23 protein-coding genes are annotated in these 22,462 nt (G+C 71.9%); 19 read left to right on the forward strand and 4 right to left on the reverse strand.

Annotation, left to right across the window (positions count from 1 at the left end):
* Positions 1-167 precede the first annotated feature (167 nt).
* The 6 genes from ACFY1H_RS06520 to ACFY1H_RS06545 all read left to right on the forward strand — a co-directional run bounded on the left by ACFY1H_RS06520 (position 168) and on the right by ACFY1H_RS06545 (position 8,499).
* Entirely contained in the window at positions 168-1,604 is a 1,437-nt protein-coding gene (locus tag ACFY1H_RS06520; RefSeq protein WP_386945067.1) for an amidohydrolase family protein, read from the forward strand.
* 70 nt (positions 1,605-1,674) lie between these two features.
* A complete protein-coding gene (gene ligD, locus ACFY1H_RS06525) occupies positions 1,675-2,676 on the forward strand; it encodes a non-homologous end-joining DNA ligase (RefSeq protein ID WP_386945069.1) in 1,002 nt (333 codons plus the stop codon).
* Positions 2,677-2,954: 278 nt separating this feature from the next.
* Positions 2,955-3,563 carry a short chain dehydrogenase gene (locus ACFY1H_RS06530; protein ID WP_386945071.1) on the forward strand — a complete coding sequence of 203 codons (609 nt, stop codon included), beginning with the start codon at positions 2,955-2,957 and terminating at the stop codon, positions 3,561-3,563.
* A 715-nt stretch (positions 3,564-4,278) separates the two neighbouring features.
* On the forward strand, positions 4,279-4,977 hold the full coding sequence (locus tag ACFY1H_RS06535; RefSeq protein ID WP_386945073.1) for a hypothetical protein: 699 nt from the start codon (positions 4,279-4,281) through the stop codon (positions 4,975-4,977).
* Positions 4,978-5,000: 23 nt separating this feature from the next.
* Positions 5,001-7,118, forward strand: coding sequence for a bifunctional lysylphosphatidylglycerol flippase/synthetase MprF (locus ACFY1H_RS06540; RefSeq protein ID WP_386945075.1), 2,118 nt, complete (start codon positions 5,001-5,003; stop codon positions 7,116-7,118).
* Positions 7,119-7,188: 70 nt separating this feature from the next.
* Entirely contained in the window at positions 7,189-8,499 is a 1,311-nt protein-coding gene (locus ACFY1H_RS06545; protein WP_386945076.1) for an MFS transporter, read from the forward strand.
* A 12-nt stretch (positions 8,500-8,511) separates the two neighbouring features.
* On the opposite strand, the gene ACFY1H_RS06550 is transcribed toward ACFY1H_RS06545, so the two are convergent.
* From ACFY1H_RS06550 to ACFY1H_RS06565, 4 genes are all read right to left on the reverse strand, one after another.
* The gene (locus tag ACFY1H_RS06550) at positions 8,512-8,766 is read right to left on the reverse strand and encodes a hypothetical protein (protein WP_366576735.1); all 255 of its coding nucleotides are present in this window, start codon (positions 8,764-8,766) and stop codon (positions 8,512-8,514) included.
* 63 nt (positions 8,767-8,829) lie between these two features.
* Positions 8,830-11,175, reverse strand: a complete 2,346-nt coding sequence (locus tag ACFY1H_RS06555; protein ID WP_386945079.1) for an aerobic carbon-monoxide dehydrogenase large subunit — start codon at positions 11,173-11,175, stop codon at positions 8,830-8,832.
* Positions 11,172-11,645 carry a (2Fe-2S)-binding protein gene (locus ACFY1H_RS06560; protein WP_386945081.1) on the reverse strand — a complete coding sequence of 158 codons (474 nt, stop codon included), beginning with the start codon at positions 11,643-11,645 and terminating at the stop codon, positions 11,172-11,174. Before ACFY1H_RS06560 ends, ACFY1H_RS06555 begins: the two co-directional genes overlap by 4 nt.
* A gap of 5 nt (positions 11,646-11,650) precedes the next feature.
* Entirely contained in the window at positions 11,651-12,517 is an 867-nt protein-coding gene (locus tag ACFY1H_RS06565; protein WP_386945083.1) for an FAD binding domain-containing protein, read from the reverse strand.
* A gap of 188 nt (positions 12,518-12,705) precedes the next feature.
* On the opposite strand from ACFY1H_RS06565, the gene ACFY1H_RS06570 reads away from it, so the two are divergent.
* The 13 genes from ACFY1H_RS06570 to ACFY1H_RS06630 all read left to right on the forward strand — a co-directional run bounded on the left by ACFY1H_RS06570 (position 12,706) and on the right by ACFY1H_RS06630 (position 22,366).
* A complete protein-coding gene (locus ACFY1H_RS06570) occupies positions 12,706-12,942 on the forward strand; it encodes a hypothetical protein (RefSeq protein WP_285966560.1) in 237 nt (78 codons plus the stop codon).
* Positions 12,943-12,952: 10 nt separating this feature from the next.
* The gene (locus ACFY1H_RS06575; RefSeq protein ID WP_386945085.1) at positions 12,953-13,816 is read left to right on the forward strand and encodes an FAD binding domain-containing protein; all 864 of its coding nucleotides are present in this window, start codon (positions 12,953-12,955) and stop codon (positions 13,814-13,816) included.
* Entirely contained in the window at positions 13,813-14,331 is a 519-nt protein-coding gene (locus ACFY1H_RS06580; RefSeq protein ID WP_366576726.1) for a (2Fe-2S)-binding protein, read from the forward strand. Before ACFY1H_RS06575 ends, ACFY1H_RS06580 begins: the two co-directional genes overlap by 4 nt.
* A 10-nt stretch (positions 14,332-14,341) precedes the next feature.
* Entirely contained in the window at positions 14,342-16,732 is a 2,391-nt protein-coding gene (locus tag ACFY1H_RS06585) for an aerobic carbon-monoxide dehydrogenase large subunit (protein WP_366576724.1), read from the forward strand.
* Between the two features lie 10 nt (positions 16,733-16,742).
* A complete protein-coding gene (locus tag ACFY1H_RS06590; RefSeq protein ID WP_386945088.1) occupies positions 16,743-17,684 on the forward strand; it encodes an XdhC family protein in 942 nt (313 codons plus the stop codon).
* Entirely contained in the window at positions 17,678-18,262 is a 585-nt protein-coding gene (locus ACFY1H_RS06595; RefSeq protein WP_366576720.1) for an SRPBCC family protein, read from the forward strand. The genes ACFY1H_RS06590 and ACFY1H_RS06595 overlap by 7 nt, the downstream gene beginning before the upstream one ends.
* A gap of 11 nt (positions 18,263-18,273) precedes the next feature.
* Entirely contained in the window at positions 18,274-18,528 is a 255-nt protein-coding gene (locus ACFY1H_RS06600; protein WP_366576718.1) for a hypothetical protein, read from the forward strand.
* A 13-nt stretch (positions 18,529-18,541) separates the two neighbouring features.
* Positions 18,542-18,769: a hypothetical protein gene (locus ACFY1H_RS06605; RefSeq protein ID WP_386945090.1), complete on the forward strand. Its 228-nt coding sequence runs from the start codon at positions 18,542-18,544 to the stop codon at positions 18,767-18,769.
* A gap of 13 nt (positions 18,770-18,782) precedes the next feature.
* Positions 18,783-19,025, forward strand: coding sequence for a hypothetical protein (locus ACFY1H_RS06610; RefSeq protein WP_366576716.1), 243 nt, complete (start codon positions 18,783-18,785; stop codon positions 19,023-19,025).
* Between the two features lie 5 nt (positions 19,026-19,030).
* Positions 19,031-19,306 (forward strand): hypothetical protein, encoded by a 276-nt coding sequence (locus ACFY1H_RS06615; protein ID WP_220241270.1) that lies wholly within the window; start codon positions 19,031-19,033, stop codon positions 19,304-19,306.
* Positions 19,303-19,662 carry a hypothetical protein gene (locus ACFY1H_RS06620; RefSeq protein ID WP_366576714.1) on the forward strand — a complete coding sequence of 120 codons (360 nt, stop codon included), beginning with the start codon at positions 19,303-19,305 and terminating at the stop codon, positions 19,660-19,662. The genes ACFY1H_RS06615 and ACFY1H_RS06620 overlap by 4 nt, the downstream gene beginning before the upstream one ends.
* A 230-nt stretch (positions 19,663-19,892) precedes the next feature.
* On the forward strand, positions 19,893-21,326 hold the full coding sequence (locus tag ACFY1H_RS06625; RefSeq protein WP_366576712.1) for a cytochrome ubiquinol oxidase subunit I: 1,434 nt from the start codon (positions 19,893-19,895) through the stop codon (positions 21,324-21,326).
* Positions 21,323-22,366 (forward strand): cytochrome d ubiquinol oxidase subunit II, encoded by a 1,044-nt coding sequence (locus ACFY1H_RS06630; RefSeq protein WP_366576710.1) that lies wholly within the window; start codon positions 21,323-21,325, stop codon positions 22,364-22,366. Before ACFY1H_RS06625 ends, ACFY1H_RS06630 begins: the two co-directional genes overlap by 4 nt.
* The last annotated feature ends 96 nt before the right edge of the window (positions 22,367-22,462 follow it).

Consider the following 22,462-nt stretch of genomic DNA (forward strand, 5'->3'; position numbering starts at 1 on the left):
TCCGCGAGCCGGACAGCGCGGCCCAGCCTCGCGCCGCGCCCGGGCCCGGCCGGGCATTGACAGGGGCTCGGCGGTGCGCAAAAGTGTCTGCACCCCACTGGTTGTCCGTCAAGCGGACGATTGTACGCGTCAGGGCCCGTGGGCTCCGGCGTGGAAGAGAGGCAGCCATGAGCGAGCCCACCGGCCGGCCGGTCGTCCTGCGCGGCGGGACCGTGCTGACCGTCGACGCCAACCGCCGCGTGCTGCCCGGGCACGACGTGCTGGTCACCGGCGACACGATCACCGCCGTCGGCCCGGAGCTGGCCGTGCCCGAAGGCACCGTGGAGATCGACGCGACCGGCGGCATCGTGATGCCGGGCATGATCGACACGCACCGGCACATGTGGCAGACGGCGATGCGCGGGTACGGCGCCGACTGGACGCTGACGCAGTACTTCGTCTGGTACTACCTCGAACACGGCAAGACGTTCCGCCCGGCCGACGTCTACGCGGGCAACCTGCTGTCCGCCTGGGAGGCGCTCGACGCCGGCGTGACGACCACAGTGGACTGGTCGCACGGGCTGCAGACGACCGAGCACGCCGACGCGGCCGCCGACGCGCTGCAGGCCGTGCCGGGCCGGTTCGTGCTGGCGTACGGCAACATCCAGGACGCGCCGGCGCACTGGACCGCCACGCCGGAGTTCCGCGAGTTCGTCGCGCGCCGCATGACGGGCGACCCGATGCTCGGCTTCCAGCTCGCGTTCGACGTGACCGGCGACCCGGAGTTCCCGGAGAAGCCGGCGTTCGAGGTCGCGCGCGAGCTCGGCGTGCCCGTGACCACGCACGCGGGCGTGTGGGGCGCGACCGGCGACGACGGCATCCGCCTGATGCACGACCACGGTTTCATGACGCCCGAGACGATCTACGTGCACGGCGCGTCGCTCTCGGCCGACTCCTACCACCGGATCGCCGCGACGGGCGGTTCGGTGTCGGTGTCGACGGAGAGCGAGCAGAGCGCGGGCCAGGGCTACCCGCCCAGCTGGGCGCTGCGTTCGTACGGCATCCCGGTGTCGCTGTCGATGGACACGTCCGTGTGGTGGAGCGGGGACCTCTTTTCGGCCATGCGCACCACGCTGGGCGCCGACCGGTCGCGCGAGCACCTGGAGGCGCACGTGAAGGGCGACACCGTCACGCACGCCGCGCTGCGCGCCGACCAGGTGGTGGAGTGGGCCACGCGCGGCGGCGCCCGGGCGCTCGGTCGCGAGGCGGAGCTCGGCAGCGTCGAGGTCGGCAAGAAGGCCGACCTGGTGCTGGTGAAAAACGATCACTCGCCCGTGTCGTTCCCCCTGCTCAACCCGCACGGTCACATCGCGTTCCAGGCCCAGCGCGGCGACGTGCACACCGTGCTGGTGAACGGCCGCGTCGTGAAGCGCGACGGCCGCCTCGTGGACGTCGACCTGGCGGCGGTGCGCCGCACGGTGGACGCGACGGTGGAGCACCTGCGCGCGCAGCTGGGCGACGAGGCGTGGGAGCAGGGGATGAACCCTGACGTGCCCGAGGCGAAGATCCTCGACAACCCCTACACCTACACCGACTACCAGAGCGGCAGCACCCACGGCGGGTGACCACTGTGGACGTTTCCGCTCGCTTCGCCCTACGGTGGGGCGAGCGGGACGTCCGAGGCGGGAGGCCGGCATGGCAGGCGGTGCTGAGCGGTCGCGCGTGCCGGCCCCGATCGAGCCCATGCTCGCGACCCCCGACGGCGGTCTCCTGCGCGACGGCCCGGACTACGCCTACGAGTTCAAGTGGGACGGCTACCGGGCGATCATGCGCGTCGCCCCCGACGGCACCACCGTGCTGACGAGCCGCAACAACAACGACTTCACCGGCCGGTTCCCCGAACTGCTGGGCGCCTTCGGCGACGCGCTGGGCGGCCGGCCCGCGGTGCTCGACGGCGAGATCGTGGCCCTCGACGAGCAGGGACATCCCGACTTCGGCCTGCTGCAGAACCACGACACCTCGGCGCGCGCGGTGTCCTTTTTCGCGTTCGACGTCCTTTCGCTCGGCGGCGAGTCACTGCTGGACGCCACGTACGACGAACGGCGTGGCGTGCTCGAGACTCTCGAGCCGCCGGACCGTCGCCTCATGGCCATCACCCCGTCGTACTCCCACACCGACCTGTCGGCCCAGGGGATGTCGCCGCAGGACCTGCTGGACGTGGCGCAGAAGACCATGCTCGAAGGCCTGGTGGTCAAGGCGCGCGGTTCGAAGTACCACCCCGGGCGGCGGAGCCCGGAGTGGTTGAAGCACCCACTGATCCGGACCACCGAGGTCGTGCTCGGGGGCTGGCGGCCGGGTCAGGGGCGTCGCGCTTCGACCCTTGGCGCGCTGCTTCTTGGTGCGCACGACCCGGTTTCGGGTGATCTGCTGTACCTGGGTGATGTGGGGACTGGGTTCACGGAGCAGATGCTGGTGGACCTGCGGGAGACTCTGGCGCCGTTGGAGCGGTCGGTGAGCCCGTTCGCGAATGTGGTGCCCCGCGACCGCGCGCGGGGGGCGCATTGGTTGGCACCTTCGCTCGTCGGCGAGGTCGTGTACCGCCGCCTGACACCGGGCGACCAACGGCTCCGGCACACGGCCTGGCGGGGGTTGAGGCCGGATCGGGTACCGGGTGAGGTGGAAGTTCCGTCGATGTAGGGCGGAAGCGCAGTTCTGCCGGCATCGACACGGTCGGCGGTGGCCGGATCGTCGCGGACCTCGCTACCAGGCCGACAACCGTCGTGGGTCGGGCTGACCGTTTTCGTCGACTCCGACGAGATGCGCTGCTTCGGGGCCGCTGCGGGAGTCTTCGTCCAGTGGTGTGCTCGCTGTGGAGTGACAGGCGCGGCCCTCGGGTGGACGACTGCCTGGGTGGCGTGTCATGCTGAAACTGTCAGTGACTGACATAAGAGTCATCTCATGACAGGTGGAGCACAGTGAAAGCAGTGGTGATCGGCACCGGGACCATCGGCGCGGCCGTGAGCGAGGTGTTGGGGGAGCAGGGCCACGAGGTCGTGACGGTTGGCAGGAAGTCCGGGGAGTACCGGGCGGACATCACCGACGTCGGGAGCCTGCGGGCGTTGTTCGCGGGGCTGGGTGGATTCGACGCGGTGGCGAGTGCGGCCGGTGACGTGTTTCCGGCGCCGTTCGAGGAGGCGACGGACGAGCAGTGGGCGGGTTCGCTCGCGTCGAAGGGGATGGGGCAGGTCAATGTGGTGCGGGCGGCGCTGCCGTACCTCGCGGACGGGGGGTCGTTCACGTTGGTGTCCGGGGTGCTGACCGATGAGGTGACGCCGGCGGCGACGATCGGCGCCACGGTGAACCACCTGGTCGAGGGGTTCGTCAAGGCGGCGGCGACGGAGCTGCCGCGGGGGATCCGGATCAACTGCGTCAGCCCGACGGTTCTCGCGGAGTCCACGGCCTACCACCCGTATTTTCCCGGGTTCACGCCGGTGCCGGCGGCCGAGGTGGCGCAGGCGTATCTGCGGGCGATGGCGAATCCCGGCACCGGGCGGGTGGTGAAGCTGCACAAGACGGACAGCTGACGCCGAGCCGCGGCGATCCGGCCGCGGAAGCGGGCCGTGGTGCAGGGCTGTCGCACGAGCAGCGACTGACGGTGACGCCGCCGGTTGCGGATGCACTTTTCACCGTCGGTAGCCGATCACCGGAAGAGGTCACGAGCAACACCGCGGCCGGACGTGATCGAGACCCGGTTCGAAATCCCGTACAGGCACCACGGCGTCAGTGAGCCCGGTCGGCGCACGGCAGGGGTCGGCATCGCGCCGCCAGGCGGGGCCGGACGACCGAAGATCATGCGTACCGCCGAACCGTTGGACCGCAAGAGAATTCCCGAACCGCACCCACGCGAATCGGGCTGAAAAGCCGACGCGCTGGCGCCCGCCCGCGGCAGCACCGATCCCCGCGAAGAAGGCCAGAACGGCGCCGTGCGCAACGCCGTGCGCGGCCGGCGCCGAGGAGACCCGTCCGCGCCGCGCCGGGCGGAGGAGCCGGCCGCCACCCCGTCCCGAGCCGGCCGGAGGTGCCCGAAAGCGGGGTTACCATCCGTTTCATGCTGCGACGACGTTCCTCGGTCGCCGGGCCGTGGCGTGTCCCGCGAAGCCCGGGGCCGGGTCGTGCGGGGAAGTGGCGCGCAGCGGGGCCGAAGGGTGAGTTTCCGCCGGGCGGCCGGGTTTGGTCGCCCACCGACCACAATGGACACCCGAGGGCCGGGGGACCCGTCTTCGAGCCGGGGAGGCGCCGATGACCGCCACCTATCCGCCGCGCCGCAGTCCCGCGCGGGTCGCCGTGATCGTGATCTCGGTGGTCGTGCTCGTGATCGGCGTGTGCCTGGCCATCGGGGGCGGCGTGCTGCTGCTGGTGTTCGGCTCCGGCGGGTCGCTGAAGTCGGGGCAGCACGACGTGACGACCCCGACCGCAGCCATCGTCACCGACACGGCGCAGATCACCGACACCGGCCGGCTCACGCGTGCGCTCGGCTCGCCGTCGATCACCGTCCACGCGACGGGCGGCAACGCCTCCGGGCTGTTCATCGCCATCGGGCCCGCGGCGGACGTCGACCGGTACCTGACCGGTGTCGCGATCGAGCAGGCGCGCAACTTCGACCTCGATCCGTTCGCGCTCGACGCCGTCCGCCGCGACGGCACGGCGCTGGCGGCCCCGCCGGCCACCCAGCCGTTCTGGGTCGCCTCCGGCGCGACCGACGTGACGTGGCAGATCACCGACGGTGACTACCGCGCGGTCGTGATGAACGCCGACGGCACCCCCGGCGTCGACTCCCGCCTCGCCGTCGACCTGAACCTGCCGGGCCTGTTCGGCTACGCGCTCGGGTTCCTCATCGGCGGGCTCGTCCTGGTCGCGGCCGCGATCGTCGCGCTCGCGCTGGGCCGGCCGCGCAGCCGGGCCCCGGAGCCGACCACACCGACCCCGCCGCTGTACTGAGACCGCGGACGGGGCCGGCCACCATGGCAGAACACACCGCGGCCGTCGAGCACGCGACCCCCGAGTTCCTCACGCGCGCACGGTCGATCGCGCTGGTGCTGTGGCGGCGCGCCCCGTTCACCACGGCCGTCGTCGTGGCGATGGTCGCGCTCGGCCTGGCGACGGGCACGCTGTGGAGCGCCGTCGAGACGCGCGCGTGGTTCCCGCAGGTGTCCTACGGCCTGCCCTCGCTCCTCGACGGCCGCTGGTGGACGTTCCTCATCGGACCGTTCTTCGCGCTGAACCCGCTGTTCTACCTCCCGGTGGCCGGCGGGTTCGCCCTGCTCGTCGGCCCGTCCGAGGCGCGGCTGGGCACGCGCCGGACCGCCGCGATCGCCGTCGGCGCGCAGCTGGCCGCCACCCTCGGCGCCGCGCTGATCCTGCTCGCGCTGCGCGGCACCGGCTGGGAGTGGGCGACACAGCTCGCGGCGCGCACCGACGTCGGGTTCTCCGCGGGCGCGCTCGCCGTGGTCGCCGTGGTGAGCGCGACCATCCGCTCGCCGTGGCGGCTGCGGTTGCGCGCGCTCCTGTGCGTGTACGTCGGGGTGTCGATCCTCTACATCGGCACGCTCGCCGACCTGGAACACCTGCTCGCCGTCGGCCTCACACTGCCGCTCGCGCGCCGCCTCGCCGGCCCGAAACGCCTGCGGTCCTCGGGCCGCCCGACGCGGCGGGAGTGGCGCCTGCTCGCGGTCACCGGCCTCGTCATCGCGGGCGCGGTGCAGATCGTGGTGCGCATCGCGCCCGGCGTCAGCCCGCTCGGCTCCACGGCGGGCCAGGCCGATTCGGTGCCGGAGCTGGCCATCGTGCTCGTGGTGATCGCGTTGATGATCAACGGCCTGCGGCGCGGCAAACGCGCGGCGTGGCGGTGGGCGGTCGGGCTCGCCTCGCTGATCGTGGCGCTGGGCGTCGTGATCGCCGTGGTCGTGGTCGTCGCGGAGATCTTCGGCCTGGCCTACACGATCGAGAACGCGTCGTTCCTCATCGCCGACGCCGTGCTCTGGGGCGCCATGCTGACGCTGCTCATTGCCGCGCGCGGGGCGTTCCGCGTGCCCTCGCGGCGGAAACGGCGCCGGGCTCTCGGCTCCCGCGACGTCGACGGCGCCACCGAACTGCTGCAGCGCCACGGCGGCGGCACGCTGTCCTGGATGACCCTCTGGCCGGAGAACTCCCACTTCTTCGGCCCCGACGGCGAGTCCTACCTCGCCTACCGCCGCCACGCCGGCGTGGCCATCGCCCTCGGCGACCCGATCGGCCCCGACACCGCCGGCACGATCCGGGCGTTCGCGGAGCTGTGCGACAACTCCGGGCTGGTGCCGTGCCTGTTCTCCGTCACCGAGGAGACCACCGCCGTCACGGACTCGCTCGGCTGGGCCCGCGTGCAGGTCGCCGAGGACACCCTCGTCGACCTGGCGGACCTGGAGTTCCGCGGGAAGGCGTGGCAGAACGTGCGCTCGGCGCTCAACCGCGCGGTGAAGGAAGGCGTGGCCTTCCGCCTGGTGACGCTGGCCGACGAACCGTGGTCGCTCGTCGCGCAGGTCCGCGCGATCTCCGAGGAATGGGTGGGGGACAAGGGGATGCCCGAGATGGGCTTCACCCTCGGCGGCGTGGACGAGGCGCTGGACCCGCGCGTGCGCGTCGGCCTGGCCGTGGACGCCGCCGGCGTGGTGCAGGGCGTCACGTCGTGGCTGCCCGTGTACGGCGGCGACGGGCAGGTCGAAGGCTGGACGCTCGACGTGATGCGCCGCCGCGGCGACGGGTTCCGGCCCGTGGTGGAGTTCCTCATCGCCTCGTCCTGCCAGGCGTTCCGCGCCGAGGGCGCGAAATTCGTGTCGCTCTCCGGTGCCCCGCTGGCCCGTGCGCCGGAGGCCCCGCCGGCCGCGCCGCTCGAACGCCTCCTCGATTCGTTCGGCGGGGCGATGGAGCCGTACTACGGGTTCCGCTCGCTGCACGCGTTCAAGACGAAGTTCAAGCCCCGCTACGTGCCGATGTACCTGTCCTACCGCGAGGAAGGCGACCTGCCGCGCATCGGCGTCGCGCTCGCGCGCGCCTACCTGCCCGACGCCTCGCTGGGTTCGCTGGTGCGGATGGGGAAGAACTGACGGGACGGTCGGACACTCGGGCGAGGATTGGCCGTTTCCCCCTCGACCTGCGCGGACTATGCTCGCCGCGATGATCGACGGGGGAGAGGACGGGATGGCTGAGCAGGTCCTGGTGCGCGGTGAGCAGGTGCGCCGCGTCGCGGTGGCGAGCGCGATCGGCACGACGATCGAGTGGTACGACTACTTCATCTACAGCACCGCCACCGCGCTGGTGTTCAACAAGCTGTTCTTCCCGTCGCTCTCCCCGGCGTCGGGCACGCTCGCGGCGTTCGCGACGCTCGGCGTGGGCTTCGTCGCGCGCCCGCTGGGCGGGATCGTGTGGGGCCACTTCGGCGACCGCGTCGGGCGGAAGGCGATGCTGGTCGCGTCGCTCGTCCTGATGGGGCTCGCGACGGCCGCGGTCGGGGTGCTGCCGACGTTCGCGCAGGCCGGCGTGCTCGCGCCCGTGCTGCTGGTGGTGCTGCGCGTGCTGCAGGGCATCTCGGCCGGCGGCGAATGGGGTGGCGCGGCGCTGATGGCCGTCGAGCACGCGCCCGCGGGCCGGCGCGGGCGCTACGGCTCGTTCTCCCAGATCGGCGTGCCCGCCGGGCTGATCATCGCGCAGCTGGTGTTCTTTGCGGTGACGAGCTCGCTGTCGCCGGAGGACTTCCGGTCGTGGGGCTGGCGCGTGCCGTTCCTGGTCAGCCTCGTGCTGGTGGTCGTGGGACTGGTGATCCGCCTGCGTGTGGCCGAAAGCCCGGTGTTCGCGCAGCTGCGGGACAGCGGCGAACGCAGCCGCGTGCCGATCGCCGACGTGCTGCGCCGGCGCCCGCGCGAGGTCACCGTGGCGGCGCTGAGCTTCATCGCCAACACCGCGCTGGGCTACGTCTTCTTCGCGTACCTGTTGTCCTACGGCACTTCCGTGCTCAAGCTGAGCAGCACCACGATGCTGGTTGAGATCATCGTCGGCAGTGTGGTGTGGCTCGTGAGCATCATCGCGGGGGCGATCTGGTCGGACCGCGTCGGGCGGAAACGGGTGTACCTCGTGGGTTCGGTGCTGCTCGTGGTGTGGTCGATCCCGTTCTTCCTGCTCGTCGACACACGCCAGCCGTGGCTGCTGGGCGTCGCGGTGGTCGTGCTCAACCTCGGCCTGGGCGCGACCTACGGCCCGCAGTCGGCCTTGTTCGCGGAGCTGTTCGAACCGCGCTACCGCTACAGCGGCGCTTCCTTCGCCTACGCCGTGGGTGCGGTGCTGGGCGGTGGTTTCGCGCCCCTGATCGCGACGGCGCTGCAGACGTCGACCGGCACGTCGCTGTCGGTGTCGCTGTACATGGTGGCGGTCGCGCTGATCAGTCTCGGTGCGGTGATCGCGTTTCCGCGCTCGCCGGTCACCACCGGGTGAGGCCGGTGTTCCTCAGGCCGCGGAGTTCAGGTCCAGCGCCTGCCTCCCGGCCGGCGTGAGTTCGGCCGGTACCCACTGCCCGGGCGCGACCTCCCGCACCGGCCGGACGAGCCCGGCGTGCGTGAGCGCGTGCGCGGTGGGCTGGTCGGAGCAGAGCAGGCCGTCGATGCGCAGGTCGGGTTCGCTGCCGGCGCCGAGCTCGGCGCGGCCGGCCGCGACGGCGCGCAACAGCGCGAGTGCCCGGCCGTTGAGCGGGGTCGTCGTCATGGCGGTTCCTTTCCGCGTCCCTCACTGCGAACACGGCTCCGCGGCCCCGCCGGTTCACCCCGCTCAGGAGATCGCCAGGTCGGCCCGTAGCGGGGCGCCGCGCATCGCCCGCCAGACCGCGGCCGGCGTCAGCGGCATGTCGGCGTGGCGCACCCCGAACGGCGCCAGGGCGTCGACCACCGCGTTGACCACGGCCGCCGGGGAGCCGACGGTGGCGGACTCGCCGATGCCCTTGGCTCCGATGGGGTGGTGCGGCGAGGGCGTCACGGTTTCGCCGAGCTCCCAGGACGGGCACTCCAACGCCGTGGGCAGCAGGTAGTCCATGAACGAACCGCCGAGGTGGTTGCCCTCGGTGTCGAAGGCCATGAGCTCCATCAGCGCCATGCCGATGCCGTCGGCGAGACCGCGGTGCACCTGGCCCGCGACGATCATCGGGTTGATCCGCACGCCGCAGTCGTCCACGGCGATGAAGCGGCGCACGCGCACCTGGCCGGTGTCCGCGTCGACGTCGACCACGCACAGGTACGCGCCGAAGGGATACGTCAGGTTCGGCGGGCTGTACACGGTGCTCGCGTCGAGCTGTCCTTCCACGCCCTCGGGCAGCGCCAGGTCGGAGTGGGCGGCCAGCGCGATCTCGCGGATCGTGTGCCCGCGGCCGGGCACACCGCGCACGAACCAGCGTCCGCGTTCCCATTCGAGGTCGTCGGGGCTCACCTCGAGCATCGCCGACGCGACCTGCCGCGCGCGCTCGCGCACCTTCCGCGCCACCGTCACGGCGGCCGCGCCCGACACCGGCGTCGAACGGGAGCCGTAGGTGCCGAGGCCGAACGGCGTGTGGTCGGTGTCGCCCTGCACGACCTCGACCTCGTCGGGCGGGATGCCGAGCTCCGCCGACACGAGCTGCGCGAACGTCGTCTCGTGGCCCTGGCCCTGCGACATGCACGAGAGCCGCAGCACGGCCGAGCCGGACGGGTGCACGCGCAGCTCGGCGCCGTCGGCCATGCCGAAGCCGAGGATGTCCATGTGCTCGCGCGGCCCGGCGCCCACGGCCTCGGTGAAGAAGCTCAGGCCGAGGCCCATCAGTTCGCCGCGCGCGCGTCTCTCGGCTTGTTCGCGGCGCAGTTCGTCGTAGCCGGCGATCTCCTTCAGCAGCGTCAGCGCGCGCGGGTAGTCACCCGAGTCGTACTGCCAGCCGGTGGCGCAGGTGTACGGGAACTGCTCGGGCCGCAGCAGGTTGCGCATGCGCAGCTCGGCCGGGTCCAGGCCCAGCTCGCGGGCCAGCACGTCCATCATCCGCTCGACGACGTACACGGCCTCGGTGATCCGGAACGAGCACGCGTACGCGACGCCGCCGGGCGCCTTGTTCGTGTACACGCCGGTGACCGAGCAGAACGCGGCCGGCAGGTCGTAGGAACCGGTGAACACGTGGAAGAACCCGGCGGGGAACTTCGCCGGCTGCGCGGTGCCGTTGAACGCGCCGTGGTCGGCGAGCACGCGCACCCGCAGCCCGAGCAGCCGGCCGTCGCGCGTGGCCGCGATCTCGCCGCTCATGTGGTAGTCGCGGGCGAACGACGTGCTCATCAGGTTTTCCGAGCGGTCCTCGGTCCACTTCACCGGCCGCCCGGTGAGCATCGACCCCACCACCGCGCACAGATACCCGGGGTACATCCCGACCTTGTTGCCGAAGCCGCCGCCGATGTCGGGCGCGACGATGCGGATCCGGTGCTCGGGCAGGCCCGTGATCCGCGAGTACAGGACCCGGTGCGCGTGCGGCGCCTGCGCGGTCGCCCACACGGTGAGCTTGCCGGTGATCGCGTCGATGTCAGCCACCGCACCGCAGGTCTCCAGCGGCGCCGGGTGCACGCGCGGGTAGAGCATGTCCTGCCGGGCCACCACGTCCGCCTTCGCGAACGCGGCTTCCGTGGCCGCCTCGTCGCCGGACGACCAGTCGAACACGTGGTTGTCGCCCTTGCCGAGGTCGTCGCGGATCACGGCGGCGCCGGGGGCGAGCGCGGCCGGCGCGTCGACGACCACCGGCAGCGGCTCGTACTCGACGTCGATCAGCTCCAGCGCATCCCTTGCCGCGTAACGGTCTTCGGCGACGACGAACGCGATCTCCTGGCCCTGGAAGCGGACCTTGTCGGTGGCGAGCACGGCCTGCACGTCGTGCGAGAGCGTCGGCATCCACGCCATGCCGCGCTCGGCCAGGTCTTTCCCGGTGAGCACGGCGCGGACCTTGGGATGGGCCTCGGCCGCGCTGGTGTCCACCGACACCAGGCGCGCGTGGGCGTGCGGGCTGCGCAGGATCGCGCCGTGCAGCATCCCGGGCAGCACGAGGTCGTCGACGAACGTGCCGCGCCCGCGCACGAAGCGCGCGTCTTCCTTGCGGGGCAACGAACCGTAGGTCATGCGGGCTCCCCGTCCGGGTGCTCGGCCGCCCAGCGGATCGAGCGGACGATGTTCTCGTAACCGGTGCAGCGGCACAGCTGCCCCGAGATCGCTTCGCGGATCACGTCCTCGCTCGGGTCCGGGTCGTGGTCGAGCAGCCAGCGCGCCGTCATCAGCATTCCGGGTGTGCAGAACCCGCACTGGATCCCGTGGCACGCCACGAAACCCTGCTGCACGGGGTCGAGCTCGGCCCCGTGGCCGAGGTCCTCGACGGTGCGCACCTGCTTGCCGTCGGCCATCGCGGCCAGCACCGTGCACGACTTCACCGGCAGGTCGTCGAGCCACACGACGCAGGTGCCGCAGTTGGAGGTGTCGCAGCCCCAGTGGGTGCCGGTGAGCCCGAGGTCGTCGCGCAGGAGGTGCACGAGCAGCAGGCGCGGCTCGACCGTGCGGCGGTGGGGTTCGCCGTTGACCGTCACCGTGATCTCCACGCCCGTCAGCCTCCGGCCCGTCGCGCCGCCCGGTACAGCGCCCGCGTGGTGAGCGTGGCGACGAGGTGGCGCTTGTAGTCCACCGGCCCGCGCTGGTCGGCGGCGGGGGAGCAGTGCTCGGCCGCGATGAGCCCGGCTTTCTCGAAGCGTTCCGCCGAAGCGGCGCCACCGCGCAGGAAGTCTTCGGCCTCGGCCGCCACGAACCGCGGCGCGCCGACCGCGGTGAGCCCGATGCCGGCCTCGGCGACGTTGTCGCCTTCGAGCACGAGCTCCGCCCCGGCGGCGGCCACGGCCCAGTCACCGGCGCGGCGGCCCACCTTAGCGTACGCGCTTCCGCTGCCCTCGCGGATCGGCAGCCGCAGCTCCACGAGCAGCTCGGCCGGGCCGACGACCGTGCTGTAGGGCCCGGTGAAAAACTCCCGCACCGGCACGGTCCGCGTGCCCTCCTCACCGCGGATCACGGCTTCGGCCCGCACCGCGGTGAACGCGGCCGACAGGTCCTCCGACGGGTCGGCCTGGCACAGCGAACCCCCGATCGTGCCGCGGTTGCGCACGATCGGGTCGGCGATCACGCGCTCGGCGTCGGCCAGGACCGGGAACAGCGCGCCGGCCTCGGCCGAGGCGAGCAGCTGGGCGTGGCGCACCAGCGCGCCGATGCGCAGCTCGCCGTCGGCGACCTCGATCCCGGACAGCTCGGTGAGCTCGTTGACGTCCACCAGCGCTTCGGGCCGGGCCAGGCGCAGCTTCATCATCGGGATCAGGCTGTGCCCGCCCGCGATCACGCGGCTTTCCGGGCCGTACTTGGCCAGCAGCGCCAGCGCGTGCTCGACGCTCGTGGCCCGCTCGTACTCGAACTGCGCCGGCACCTGCATGACGGTCGATGGTCCCCGCCCCGCGCGTCCGCCGCAACAGCGGATTAACCGTTGGCCTAATCCGTGTGGAGACCGGTTCCGTCCAGCTCGGCGGTGGGGTTAAGCAAAGGGTTAATCGCGCATTGTCGCGCCCGTGGCCCGGGGGGAGCATGACGGCAGCTGACCAACGGCGGAAGCAGGTGCGCGTCATGCGGATCGAGTCCGACGGGCACAGCCGCGGCAACCCCCGGCTGTTCGAGCTCGTCGAGGACGCACCGAAACAGGGCCCGAGTCCGACCGTATGGGCGTGGCCCGACCTCGTGGACTTCCTGAAGGTGGCGGGCCGCCCGGTCGCCGGGCCCTGGCCCCCGCACCAGCGGCCTCGTCAGGACCCCGAAGAGGACACGCTGCCCACGGCCGTGGCCGAGCCTCCCGAGAAAGCCTGAGGAGGCCGGCGTGTACCCGTCCCGGTTCCGCTACGAAGCACCCCGTTCCCTGGCCGAGGCGCTCGACCTGCTGCGCACCGGCGACGAGGCCAAGGTCCTCGCCGGCGGGCAGAGCCTGGTGCCGCTGATGAAGCTGCGCTTCGCCGCGCCCGCGCTCGTCGTCGACATCAACAACGTCCCCGGCCTGGCCCACCACGAGCTCGACGCCGAGGGCAACCTCCACGTCGGCGCGCTGTGCCGGCACGCCGACCTCGAACGCTCGCAGCTGTTGAAGGCCGTACAGCCCACCATGGCCGCGGCGGCGCCGCTGATCGCCGACCCCATCGTGCGCAACCGCGGCACGCTGGTCGGTTCGCTGTGCCACGCCGATCCCCAGGGCGACTGGGCCTCGGTGGTGCTCGCCCTCGACGGGTCGATCGTCGCGGAAGGACCCGCCGGCCGGCGGACGATCGCCGCGCGCGACTTCGTGCTCGGCCCGTTCCAGAACGCGCTGGCGGCCGACGAGATCGCCGTGGAGGCCGTCATTCCCGCACCCCGCGGCACCCCCGCGGGCGGGTACCTCAAGCTCGAACGCCGGGTCGGCGACTTCGCCACCGTCGGCGTCGCCGTGGCCGTGGAGACGCAGGAGGGCACGGTCACCCGCGCCGGCATCGCCCTCACCGGCGTCGGCGGCTCGACGATCGAAGCCACCGACGCCGAACACGCGCTCGTGGGCGGTCCGCTGACACCCGACGGCGTGGCGGAGGCCGCGGACCTCGCCGCCGCGGCGGCGCGCCCGAAGACCGACCACCGCGGCACCGCCGCGTTCAAGCGGCACCTGGTGCGCACCTTCGTGGTGCGCGCGCTGGACCGCACCGGGGAGGAAGCGGCATGACGAGCGTCCACGAGATCCACGAGGAAGCCACCGGCGACGTCCCCATCCGCCGGATCACCGTCACGGTCAACGGACAGCGCCGCGTCGTCGAGTGCGAACCGCGGTTGCTGCTCGCGCACCTGCTGCGCCAGGGCCTGCGCCTCACGGGCACGCACATGGGCTGCGACACCACCAACTGCGGGGCGTGCACCGTGCTCGTCGACGGGCGCGCGGTGAAGTCGTGCACGATGCTCGCGGTGCAGGCCGACGGGCACGAGGTCACCACCGTCGAGGGGCTCGCCACGGCGAGCGAGCTGCACCCGCTGCAGGAGGGCTTCCGCGAGGAACATGGCCTGCAGTGCGGCTTCTGCACGCCGGGGATGATGCTCTCGGCCAAGGCCCTGCTCGACGAGAACCCGGATCCGTCCGAAGAGGATGTCCGCTGGGCGCTGTCGGGAAACCTGTGCCGCTGCACGGGCTACCAGAACATCGTGAAGTCGGTGCTGTGGGCCGCCGCCAAGCTGCGGTCCGAATAGGAGGCTCGACGTGTCGCAGGCGTTGGACGAGAACAAGATCGGCGGGCTCGGCGTCAGCCGCAAGCGCGTGGAGGACAACCGGTTCATCCGCGGGCGCGGGAACTACACCGACGACATCGTGCTGCCCGGCATGCTGCACATGGAGATCCTGCGCAGCCCGCTCGCGCACGCGCGGATCAAGTCGATCGACACCAGCCGGGCGTGGGAGATCCCGGGAGTGCGGCTCGTGCTCACCGGCGAGATGGCCGCGACCCGCAACCTCGCGTGGATGCCCACCCTCTCCTACGACACCCAGGCCGTGCTCGCCACCGACAAGGTGCGCTTCCAGGGCCAGGAGGTCGCGTGCGTCGTCGCCGACGACCCCTACATCGCCAAGGACGCGTGCGAGGCCATCGACGTCGAGTACGAACCGCTGCCGGTGATCGTGAGCCCCGACCAGGCCGTGGCCGAAGGCGCGCCGCTGATCCGCGACGACAAGGCCGGCCAGGCCGACAACGTCATCTACCGGTGGGAGGTCGGTGACCAGGCCGGCACGGAAGCGGCGTTCGAGCAGGCCGACGTGGTCTCGAAACTGCGCCTGCACTACCCGCGTTCGCACCCCTCGCCGATCGAGTGCTGCGGCTCCGTGGCCGACTTCGACCGCGCCACCGGAAAACTGACCGTGTACATGACCACGCAGGCGCCGCACATCATCCGCGCCGCCGTGGCGATGGTCGCCGAGCTGCCCGAGCACCTGATCCGCATCATCTCGCCGGACATCGGCGGCGGCTTCGGCAACAAGGTGCCCGTGTACCCCGGCTACGTGTGCTCGATCCTGTGCTCCATCCTGCTGGAACGGCCCGTGAAGTGGATCGAGGACAAGACCGGCAACCTGATCTCCACCGGGTTCGCCCGCGACATGTACCTCGACGGCGAGATGGCCCTGCGCGCCGACGGCAAGATCCTCGGCGTCCGCATGCACGCCGAGGCCGACCACGGCGCGTTCTTCGCCGACGCCCAGCCGAGCAAGTTCAAGATCGGGTTGCTGCACTCGACGTTCGCCTGTTACAACGTGCCCGCCGCGCACCTCACCGCGCGCGGCACCTACACCAACAAGGCACCCGGCGGCGTCGCCTACCGCTGCTCGTTCCGCGTCACCGAGGCGATGTTCTTCCAGGAGCGCATGGTCCACCAGGCGGCGAAGGACCTCGGGCTGGACCCGGCGGAGTTCCGGCGGCGCAACTTCGTGCGCGCCGACGCGTTCCCGCACCGCACCCCGTTCGGCTTCCTCGTGGACTCCGGCCAGCCCGAGGCGTGCCTCGACGTGGGACTGAAGGCCGTGGGCTACGAGGACTTCTTGCGGCAGAAGGAGGAAGCGCGCAAACGGGGGCGCCGGCTGGGCATCGGGATCTCGACGATGACCGAGCCGCTCGGCGCCGGCAACAGCCGTGAGTACGACATCCTCGGCATCAAGATGTTCGACTCGGCCGAGCTGCGCGTGCACATGACCGGCAAGGCGTTGCTGCGGGTCGGGGCGAAGAGCCAGGGGCAGGGCCACGAGACGACGTGGGCGCAGATCGTGAGCCACGAGCTGGGCATCCCGGCCGACGACGTCACGGTCGAGGAGGGCGACACCGACACCGCGCCGTTCGGCATGGGCACCTACGCCTCGCGCAGCACACCGGTGGCGGGCGCAGCGATCTCCATGGTGTCGCGCAAGATCCGGGCCAAGGCGCGCAAGCTCGCGGCGCACCTGCTCGAAGTGTCCGAAGAGGACCTCGAGTGGGAGCTCGGCCGGTTCTCCGTGCGCGGCGTGCCCGAGCACGGCGTGACGATCCAGGAGTGCGCGATGGCGGCGTACGGCAACATGCCCGACGGCATGGAGCCCGGCCTCGAGAACCACGCCTACTACGACCCGCCGAACCTGACCTGGCCGTTCGCGGTCTACATCGTCACCGTCGAGGTCGACCCCGAGACCGGGGTGTGGGACGTGCTCAACACCGTGGCCGTGGACGACTGCGGCGTGCGCATCAACCCGATGATCGTCGAGGGCCAGATCATGGGCGGGCTCACCGAGGCCTACGCGATGGCGAACATGCAGTTCATCACCTTCGACGCCGAGGGCAACTGCGTCGGCTCGAACTACATGGACTACCTGCTGCCCACGGCGTGGGAGACACCGGGCTTCGAGCTGCACAGCGAGGTCGTCACGCCGTCGCCGCACCACCCGATCGGCGCCAAGGGCGTGGGGGAGTGCGCTGCGGTCGGCGGGCCGGCGGCGTTCGTGAACGCGGTGATGGACGCGCTCGACGACACCGGCGTGCGCAACATCGACATGCCGTTGCTGCCCGACCGCGTGTGGGAAGCCCTGACGCAGCACCACGACGTGTCCGGCGCGCCGCCTGTGCGGACGGACGAATGAGGTGCCTGGGATGTCCATGATGGACTCGCCCGACGGCTGGGACGTGCTGGCGCAGGCCGGTGAGCTGGCCCGCCGCGGCGAAGCGTTCGCGCTCGCGACCGTGGTGTGGCGACAGGGCCCGTCGTCGGGCAAGCAGGGCTGCCGCGCGATCATCACGGCCGAGGGCGAGCTGCGCGGGTGGATCGGCGGCGCGTGTGCCGAGCCGGCCGTGATCCGCGAGGCCCGGCAGGCGCTCGTCGAAGGCACCCCGCGGTTGCTGTTGCTCGGTTCGCCGGAGCAGTTCGGCGCGGCGGTGCCCGAGGGCATGACGGTGGTGCCGATCTCGTGTCAGAGCGAGGGCGCGCTGGAGGTCTACATCGAGCCGGTGCAGCCCGTGCCGCACCTGGTGGTGGTCGGGCGCTCGCCCATGGCGCACACGCTGGTGGAGCTGGCGGGTTCGCTCGGCTGGCACGCGCGGCTCGTCGAGCACACCGAGCTCGACGCGGTGACCGAACGGTCCTTCGTGGTCGTGGCGACGCAGGGGCACCACGACGAGGAGTCGGTGGAGCGCGCGCTGGCCGCGCGGCCGGCGTACGTCGGGCTCGTCGGCTCACGCCGGCGCGGGGCGAGCGTGCTCGGGTACCTCGCCGATCGCGGGGTGGCGGCCGACGAGCTGGACCGCGTGCAGGTGCCGGCCGGGCTGGACCTCGGCCACGTGTCGCACCGGGAGATCGCGGTGGCGATCCTGGCCGAGCTGGTGCGGATCCGGGCGGCCCGCGGTGTGCCGCCCGGGCCGGCCGGCGCCGCGGTACCCGACCCGGCCGAGACCGTCGACCCGGTGTGCGGCATGACCGTCGAGATCGACGACCCGGTGGCGTTCGAGGGCCACGAGTACAGCTTCTGCTGCGCCGGCTGCCGCGCCGCGTTCCTGCGCGACCCCGGCGCGTACGCCAAGAAGGAGAGCCGATGCTGATCCGCAACCAGTTCGAGGTCGCGCAGCCCGTGGACAAGGTCTGGCGGTTCTTCGACGACGTGCCCGCCGTGGCGACGTGCCTGCCCGGCGCCGAGCTGACCGAGGACCTCGGCGACGAGCGCTACCGCGGCCGCGTGGGCGTCCGCCTGGGGCCGGTGTCGCTGAAGTTCGACGGAATCGCGGCCATCACCTCGCGCGACGAGGCCGCCCGCCGGCTCGTGGTCGACGCGAGCGGCGCCGAAGCCCGCGGCCGCGGCCAGGCGGCCATGATCGTGACGGCGACGCTGGCCCGCGCGGACGTCGGCACCCGCGTCGACTTCGAGCAGGACCTGCAGGTGTCCGGCGCCGCCGCGCAGTACGGGCGGGGCATGATCGCCGACGTGTCGTCGGTGCTGATGCGCCAGTTCGCCCTCAACGTGCAGGAGGCCATCGCCCGGGCCGAACGCGGCGAGACGGCGGCGGCGCGCCACGCGGCGGCCCCGGCCCGTGGCTTCACCATCGGCCTGCAGGCGACGCTCATGGCGCTCAAACGCGTGGTCCGCCGGTTCTTCGCGCCCTATCCGAGCACCCCGTCCTGAGGAGGCAACCCATGGTCCTGTGGTGGATCGGCAACGCCGTGCTGCTGTTCGTGGTGCTGCCCGTCGTCATCGCCCTGCTCAACCGCGTGCTGGCCGCCGTCGAGCGGATCCGCGCCGCGGCCGACGACATCCTCGTGGGCGGCGTGCGCCTCGCGGGGCAGCTCGAACCCGTCCCCGCGGCGCTCGCGCAAACCGACCGCACCATCGGCGAAGTGGCCGTCGGCGCGACCCGGTACGCCGGCAGCGTCGCGAAACTGCTGGGCTGAAAGGAGTTCCGCCATGCCTGCCGCCGCCTGGGCCACCTTGGCCGTGAGCGCACTGATCATCCTGTTCGCCGCCGTCGGCCTGCTCCGCGTGATCCTGCACCTGCGCCACGTCCGCCGCACGCTCGGCAGCGTGCTCGGTGGCGTGCGGGTGATCGCCCAGGAGACCGCGCCCGTGCCCGCCGCGCTGGGCTCGGTGAACGCGAACCTCAAGCTGGTGCGCGACTTCTGCGAGTCGGTGTGAAAGGGGAGCCGTCGTGACCACGGGCTGGATCATCGGGTTTTCGATCGGGATCGTCATCGTGCTCGTCGTGGTGGCGCTCGTGGTGCCGATCCTGGTGCTCGCGCGCTCCATCGGCGAGGCCGCGCCGCTCATCGACGACGAGCTCAAGGCCGCCGAACGCAACACCGCGCCGCTGGCCGAGCTGCGCACCACCATCGACCACGCCGAGGTCATCGTCGCCGGCCTGCGCCGCGGCCGTGAGCGGCTGGGAGGCTGATCCGGATGTCCACACAGGACGAGACGTTGTGGTGGATCGCCATCGCGGCCGGGTTCGTGGTGATCCTCGTGGTGGTGGCTCTGCTGAGCCTGCTCATCCGCTACGTGAAGGTGATCGACCGCCGGGTCGCGGGCATCCGCGACACGCTGCACGGCGCCGCGGACAACACGCAGCACACCGACCTGATCCCCGTCACGGCCACGCGCGTCGACGCCGTGCTCGCCGAAGGCCTGCAGCACCACCTGTTCCTCGGACGGGTGCTCGGAAAGGTGAAGTCGTGACCACCACCCTGGTCGTGCTGACCGTCGTCGACATCGCCCTGCTCGTCGCCGGCCTCGCGGTGTACCTGTTCTGGGTCGGCGGCCTGCTCGCCCGCATCGCGACGAACCTCGAGGACTGCGCGGACACCGTCCGCCGCATCAACACCCACGCCGAGGCGATCGTGCCGGGCGTCTCGCACATCAACCGCACGGGCGGCGTCGTGGCGGGTGCGCTGCCGCTGCTGTACGGGATGGCCGAGGACATCGTGGTGGGCGCGACCTACACGCCGCCGACGGAGGAACGCCCGCCGGCGCGCCCGGCTTCGGGCACGCGGCGCTCGCGGCTGCACGACGCGGTGGGGTTCGCGCGGCGCTGATCCCGTCCGGCGCCTCCTGTCCGGCGCCGTCAGGTGCATCGAACGAGCCTCCCGGCCGGTCACGCGGCCGGGAGGCGCCCGCTCGTCCGCGGTCCGGCGCGGGGGCCGACGTCATCCCCGCGGGGTGATGCCCGCCGGGTGCGGCACCCGACAGGGTCGGGGCATCGCCACAACCGGCGAACCCGCCGAGCGGCCGGGGCCGGTGCACGGGCAAGCGGGCAGGGGTGATCGTGGGCGAAACGCTGACCGTCCTCGCGAACGCGGCCGCCGCCGTGAACCCCGTGCCCTGGGCGCGTTCGCAGATGGCGTTCACGCTCGGGTTCCACATCATCCTGGTGCCGCTCGGGGTGTCGTGGGCGTTCATGGTCCTGATCGCGAACTACCGGGCGGTTCGGCACCACGACCGGGCCGCGCTGCTGCTCGCGCAGCGCTGGTCGAAGTACATGGCCGTGACCTTCGCGGTGGGCGCGGTGACCGGGACCGTGCTGAGTTTCGAGTTCGGCCTGCTCTGGCCGCATTTCATGGGGACCTGGGGCGAGGCGTTCGGCATCCCGTTCGCGTTCGAGGGGATCTTCTTCTTCACCGAGGCGATTTTCGTCGCCGTCTACATCTTCGGCTGGCGCCGGCTGAAACCGTGGACGCACTTCTGGACCGGCGTGCCGATCGTCCTCGCCGGCGTGTTCGGCTCGGTCTCCGTGGTCGCCGCGAACGCCTGGATGAACGCCCCGTCCGGGTTCACGGCGAACGCGCAGGGCGAGATCGTCGACGTGGATCCGCTCGGGGTGATCTTCAACGACGCGATGCCGCTGCAGGCCGCGCACATGGTCGTCGCCGCCTACCTGGTCGGCGGGTTCCTGGTCGCGTCGGTGTACGCGGTCGGGATGCTGCGCAGCCGGACCGATCGCTACCACAAGCTCGGGTTGACCATCGCGTTCAGCGTGGCCGCGGTGGCGACACCCATCCAGATCGGCGTGGGCGACAGCCTGGCGCGCTGGGTCTACAACGATCAGCCGGTCAAGTTCGCCGCGATCGAGCTGGTGCCGACGACCAGCTCGGATGTGCCCGAGACTCTGCTGGGTCACCTCAACGCGGACGGCACGGTCACCGGCGGCGTCCCGATCCCGGGGCTGGCGTCGTGGTTGTCGGACCCGAGCACGGGCCGGTCGACCGTTGTCCAGGGACTCGACGCCGTGCCGGCTGACGCGCGGCCGACGGTGCTCGAGGCCAACGTCGTGCACCTCGCCTGGGACGTGATGGTCGGGCTCGGGACGGTGCTGCTCCTGCTGTCGCTGTGGTACGGCGCGGTCTGGTTGTTCCGGCGGCACCTGCCGACAAGTAAGTGGTTCCTGCGAGCCGCGGCGTGCGCGGGGGTGCTCGCCGTCGTCACGATGGAGGCCGGCTGGGTGGTCACGGAGGTCGGCCGCCAGCCGTGGATCGTCTACAACCTGATGAAGGTCGAGGCCGCGGCGACGGGCAACACCGGCGTCTGGATCACGTTCATCGCCGTGGCCGTGCTCTACGTCGCGCTCGGTGTCACGACGGTCGTGGTGCTCCGGTCGATGAGCCGGCGCTTCCGCCGGGCCGGCGGCTTCGCCGACCTCGATACGCCGTACGGGCCGGCGAAGGACCCGGAGCCGGCGAAGACCGGGGAGCGCGGGCCGTGAGCACCGCGGTCGCGGTCGTGCTGCTGATCGCCCTCGTGATGTACGCCGTGTTCGGCGGAGCCGACTTCGGCGCCGGTTTCTGGGACCTGACCGCCGGCGGACCCGAGCGAGGTGCCGCGCCGCGGGGCCTGGTGGAGCGGTCGATCGGCCCGGTGTGGGAGGCCGACCACGTCTGGTTGATCTTCATCTTCGTCGTCACGTGGTCGGCCTTCCCGGCGGCGTTCCAGTCGATCACCCTGACGATGTTTGTCCCGCTGGCCATCGCGGCGTTCGGGATCGTGTTGCGGGGCGCGAGTTTCGCATTCCGCAAGACGGTGGTCACCGTTCGCGTCCGGCGGGTCTTCGGTGGCTTGTTCGCGCTCTCGTCGGTGCTCGTGCCGTTCTGCTTCGGCGCGATCGCGGGCGGTATCGCGTCCGGTCACGTGCCGGCCGGTGGCGAGGCGGGCGATCCGGTGGGCAGCTGGCTCAACCCGACTTCGCTCGTGACGGGCGGGCTGGCGGTCGTGTTGGCGGCGTACCTGGCCGCGGTGTACCTCGTCAGGAACGCACGACGAGCCGGCGACAGCGCTCTGGCGCTCTACTTCCGCCGCCGGGCCGTGGTGAGCGCCCTCGCCGCGGCGGCGGTCGCCGTGATCGGCTTCGTCGTCTTGAGCGCCTCGGCTCCGTACGTTTTCGACCGGTTGACTTCGTGGGCGTTACCGCCGGTCGTGCTCAGCGTCCTGAGCGGGTTCGGCGCCCTGGTGCTGCTGATTCGCGGCGCGCCCCGCGGCGCACGGGTGCTCGCGGTGGTCGCGGTGGCCTGCATCATTCTCAGCTGGGGCATCGCCCAGTGGCCGTACCTGCTGCCGGTGACCACCACCGTCGCCGCGGCCGCCGCACCGTCCGGAACCCTGACCGCGTTGCTGGTCGCCGTGGGTCTGCTGGTGCTGATCGTGCTGCCCGGCTTCGTGCTGCTCTACGTGCTCGACCAACGCCGGCTGCTTCCCGGGGAAGGCGTCGAGGACGCCGCCGACCGCGCCGTCGACACCGAGGCCGGCTGAGCCGGACCGCAATCACCCCCGAAAGGTGATTGCCGCGCCGCCCGGTCCATCGATCGTCGAAGCAGGCCCGCGACTTCGCGCGTCACGATTGTGAAG

Origin of the sequence: Amycolatopsis sp. NPDC001319 (assembly GCF_042896185.1) — a bacterium.
In the GTDB taxonomy this organism is placed as follows: Bacteria; Actinomycetota; Actinomycetes; order Mycobacteriales; family Pseudonocardiaceae; genus Amycolatopsis.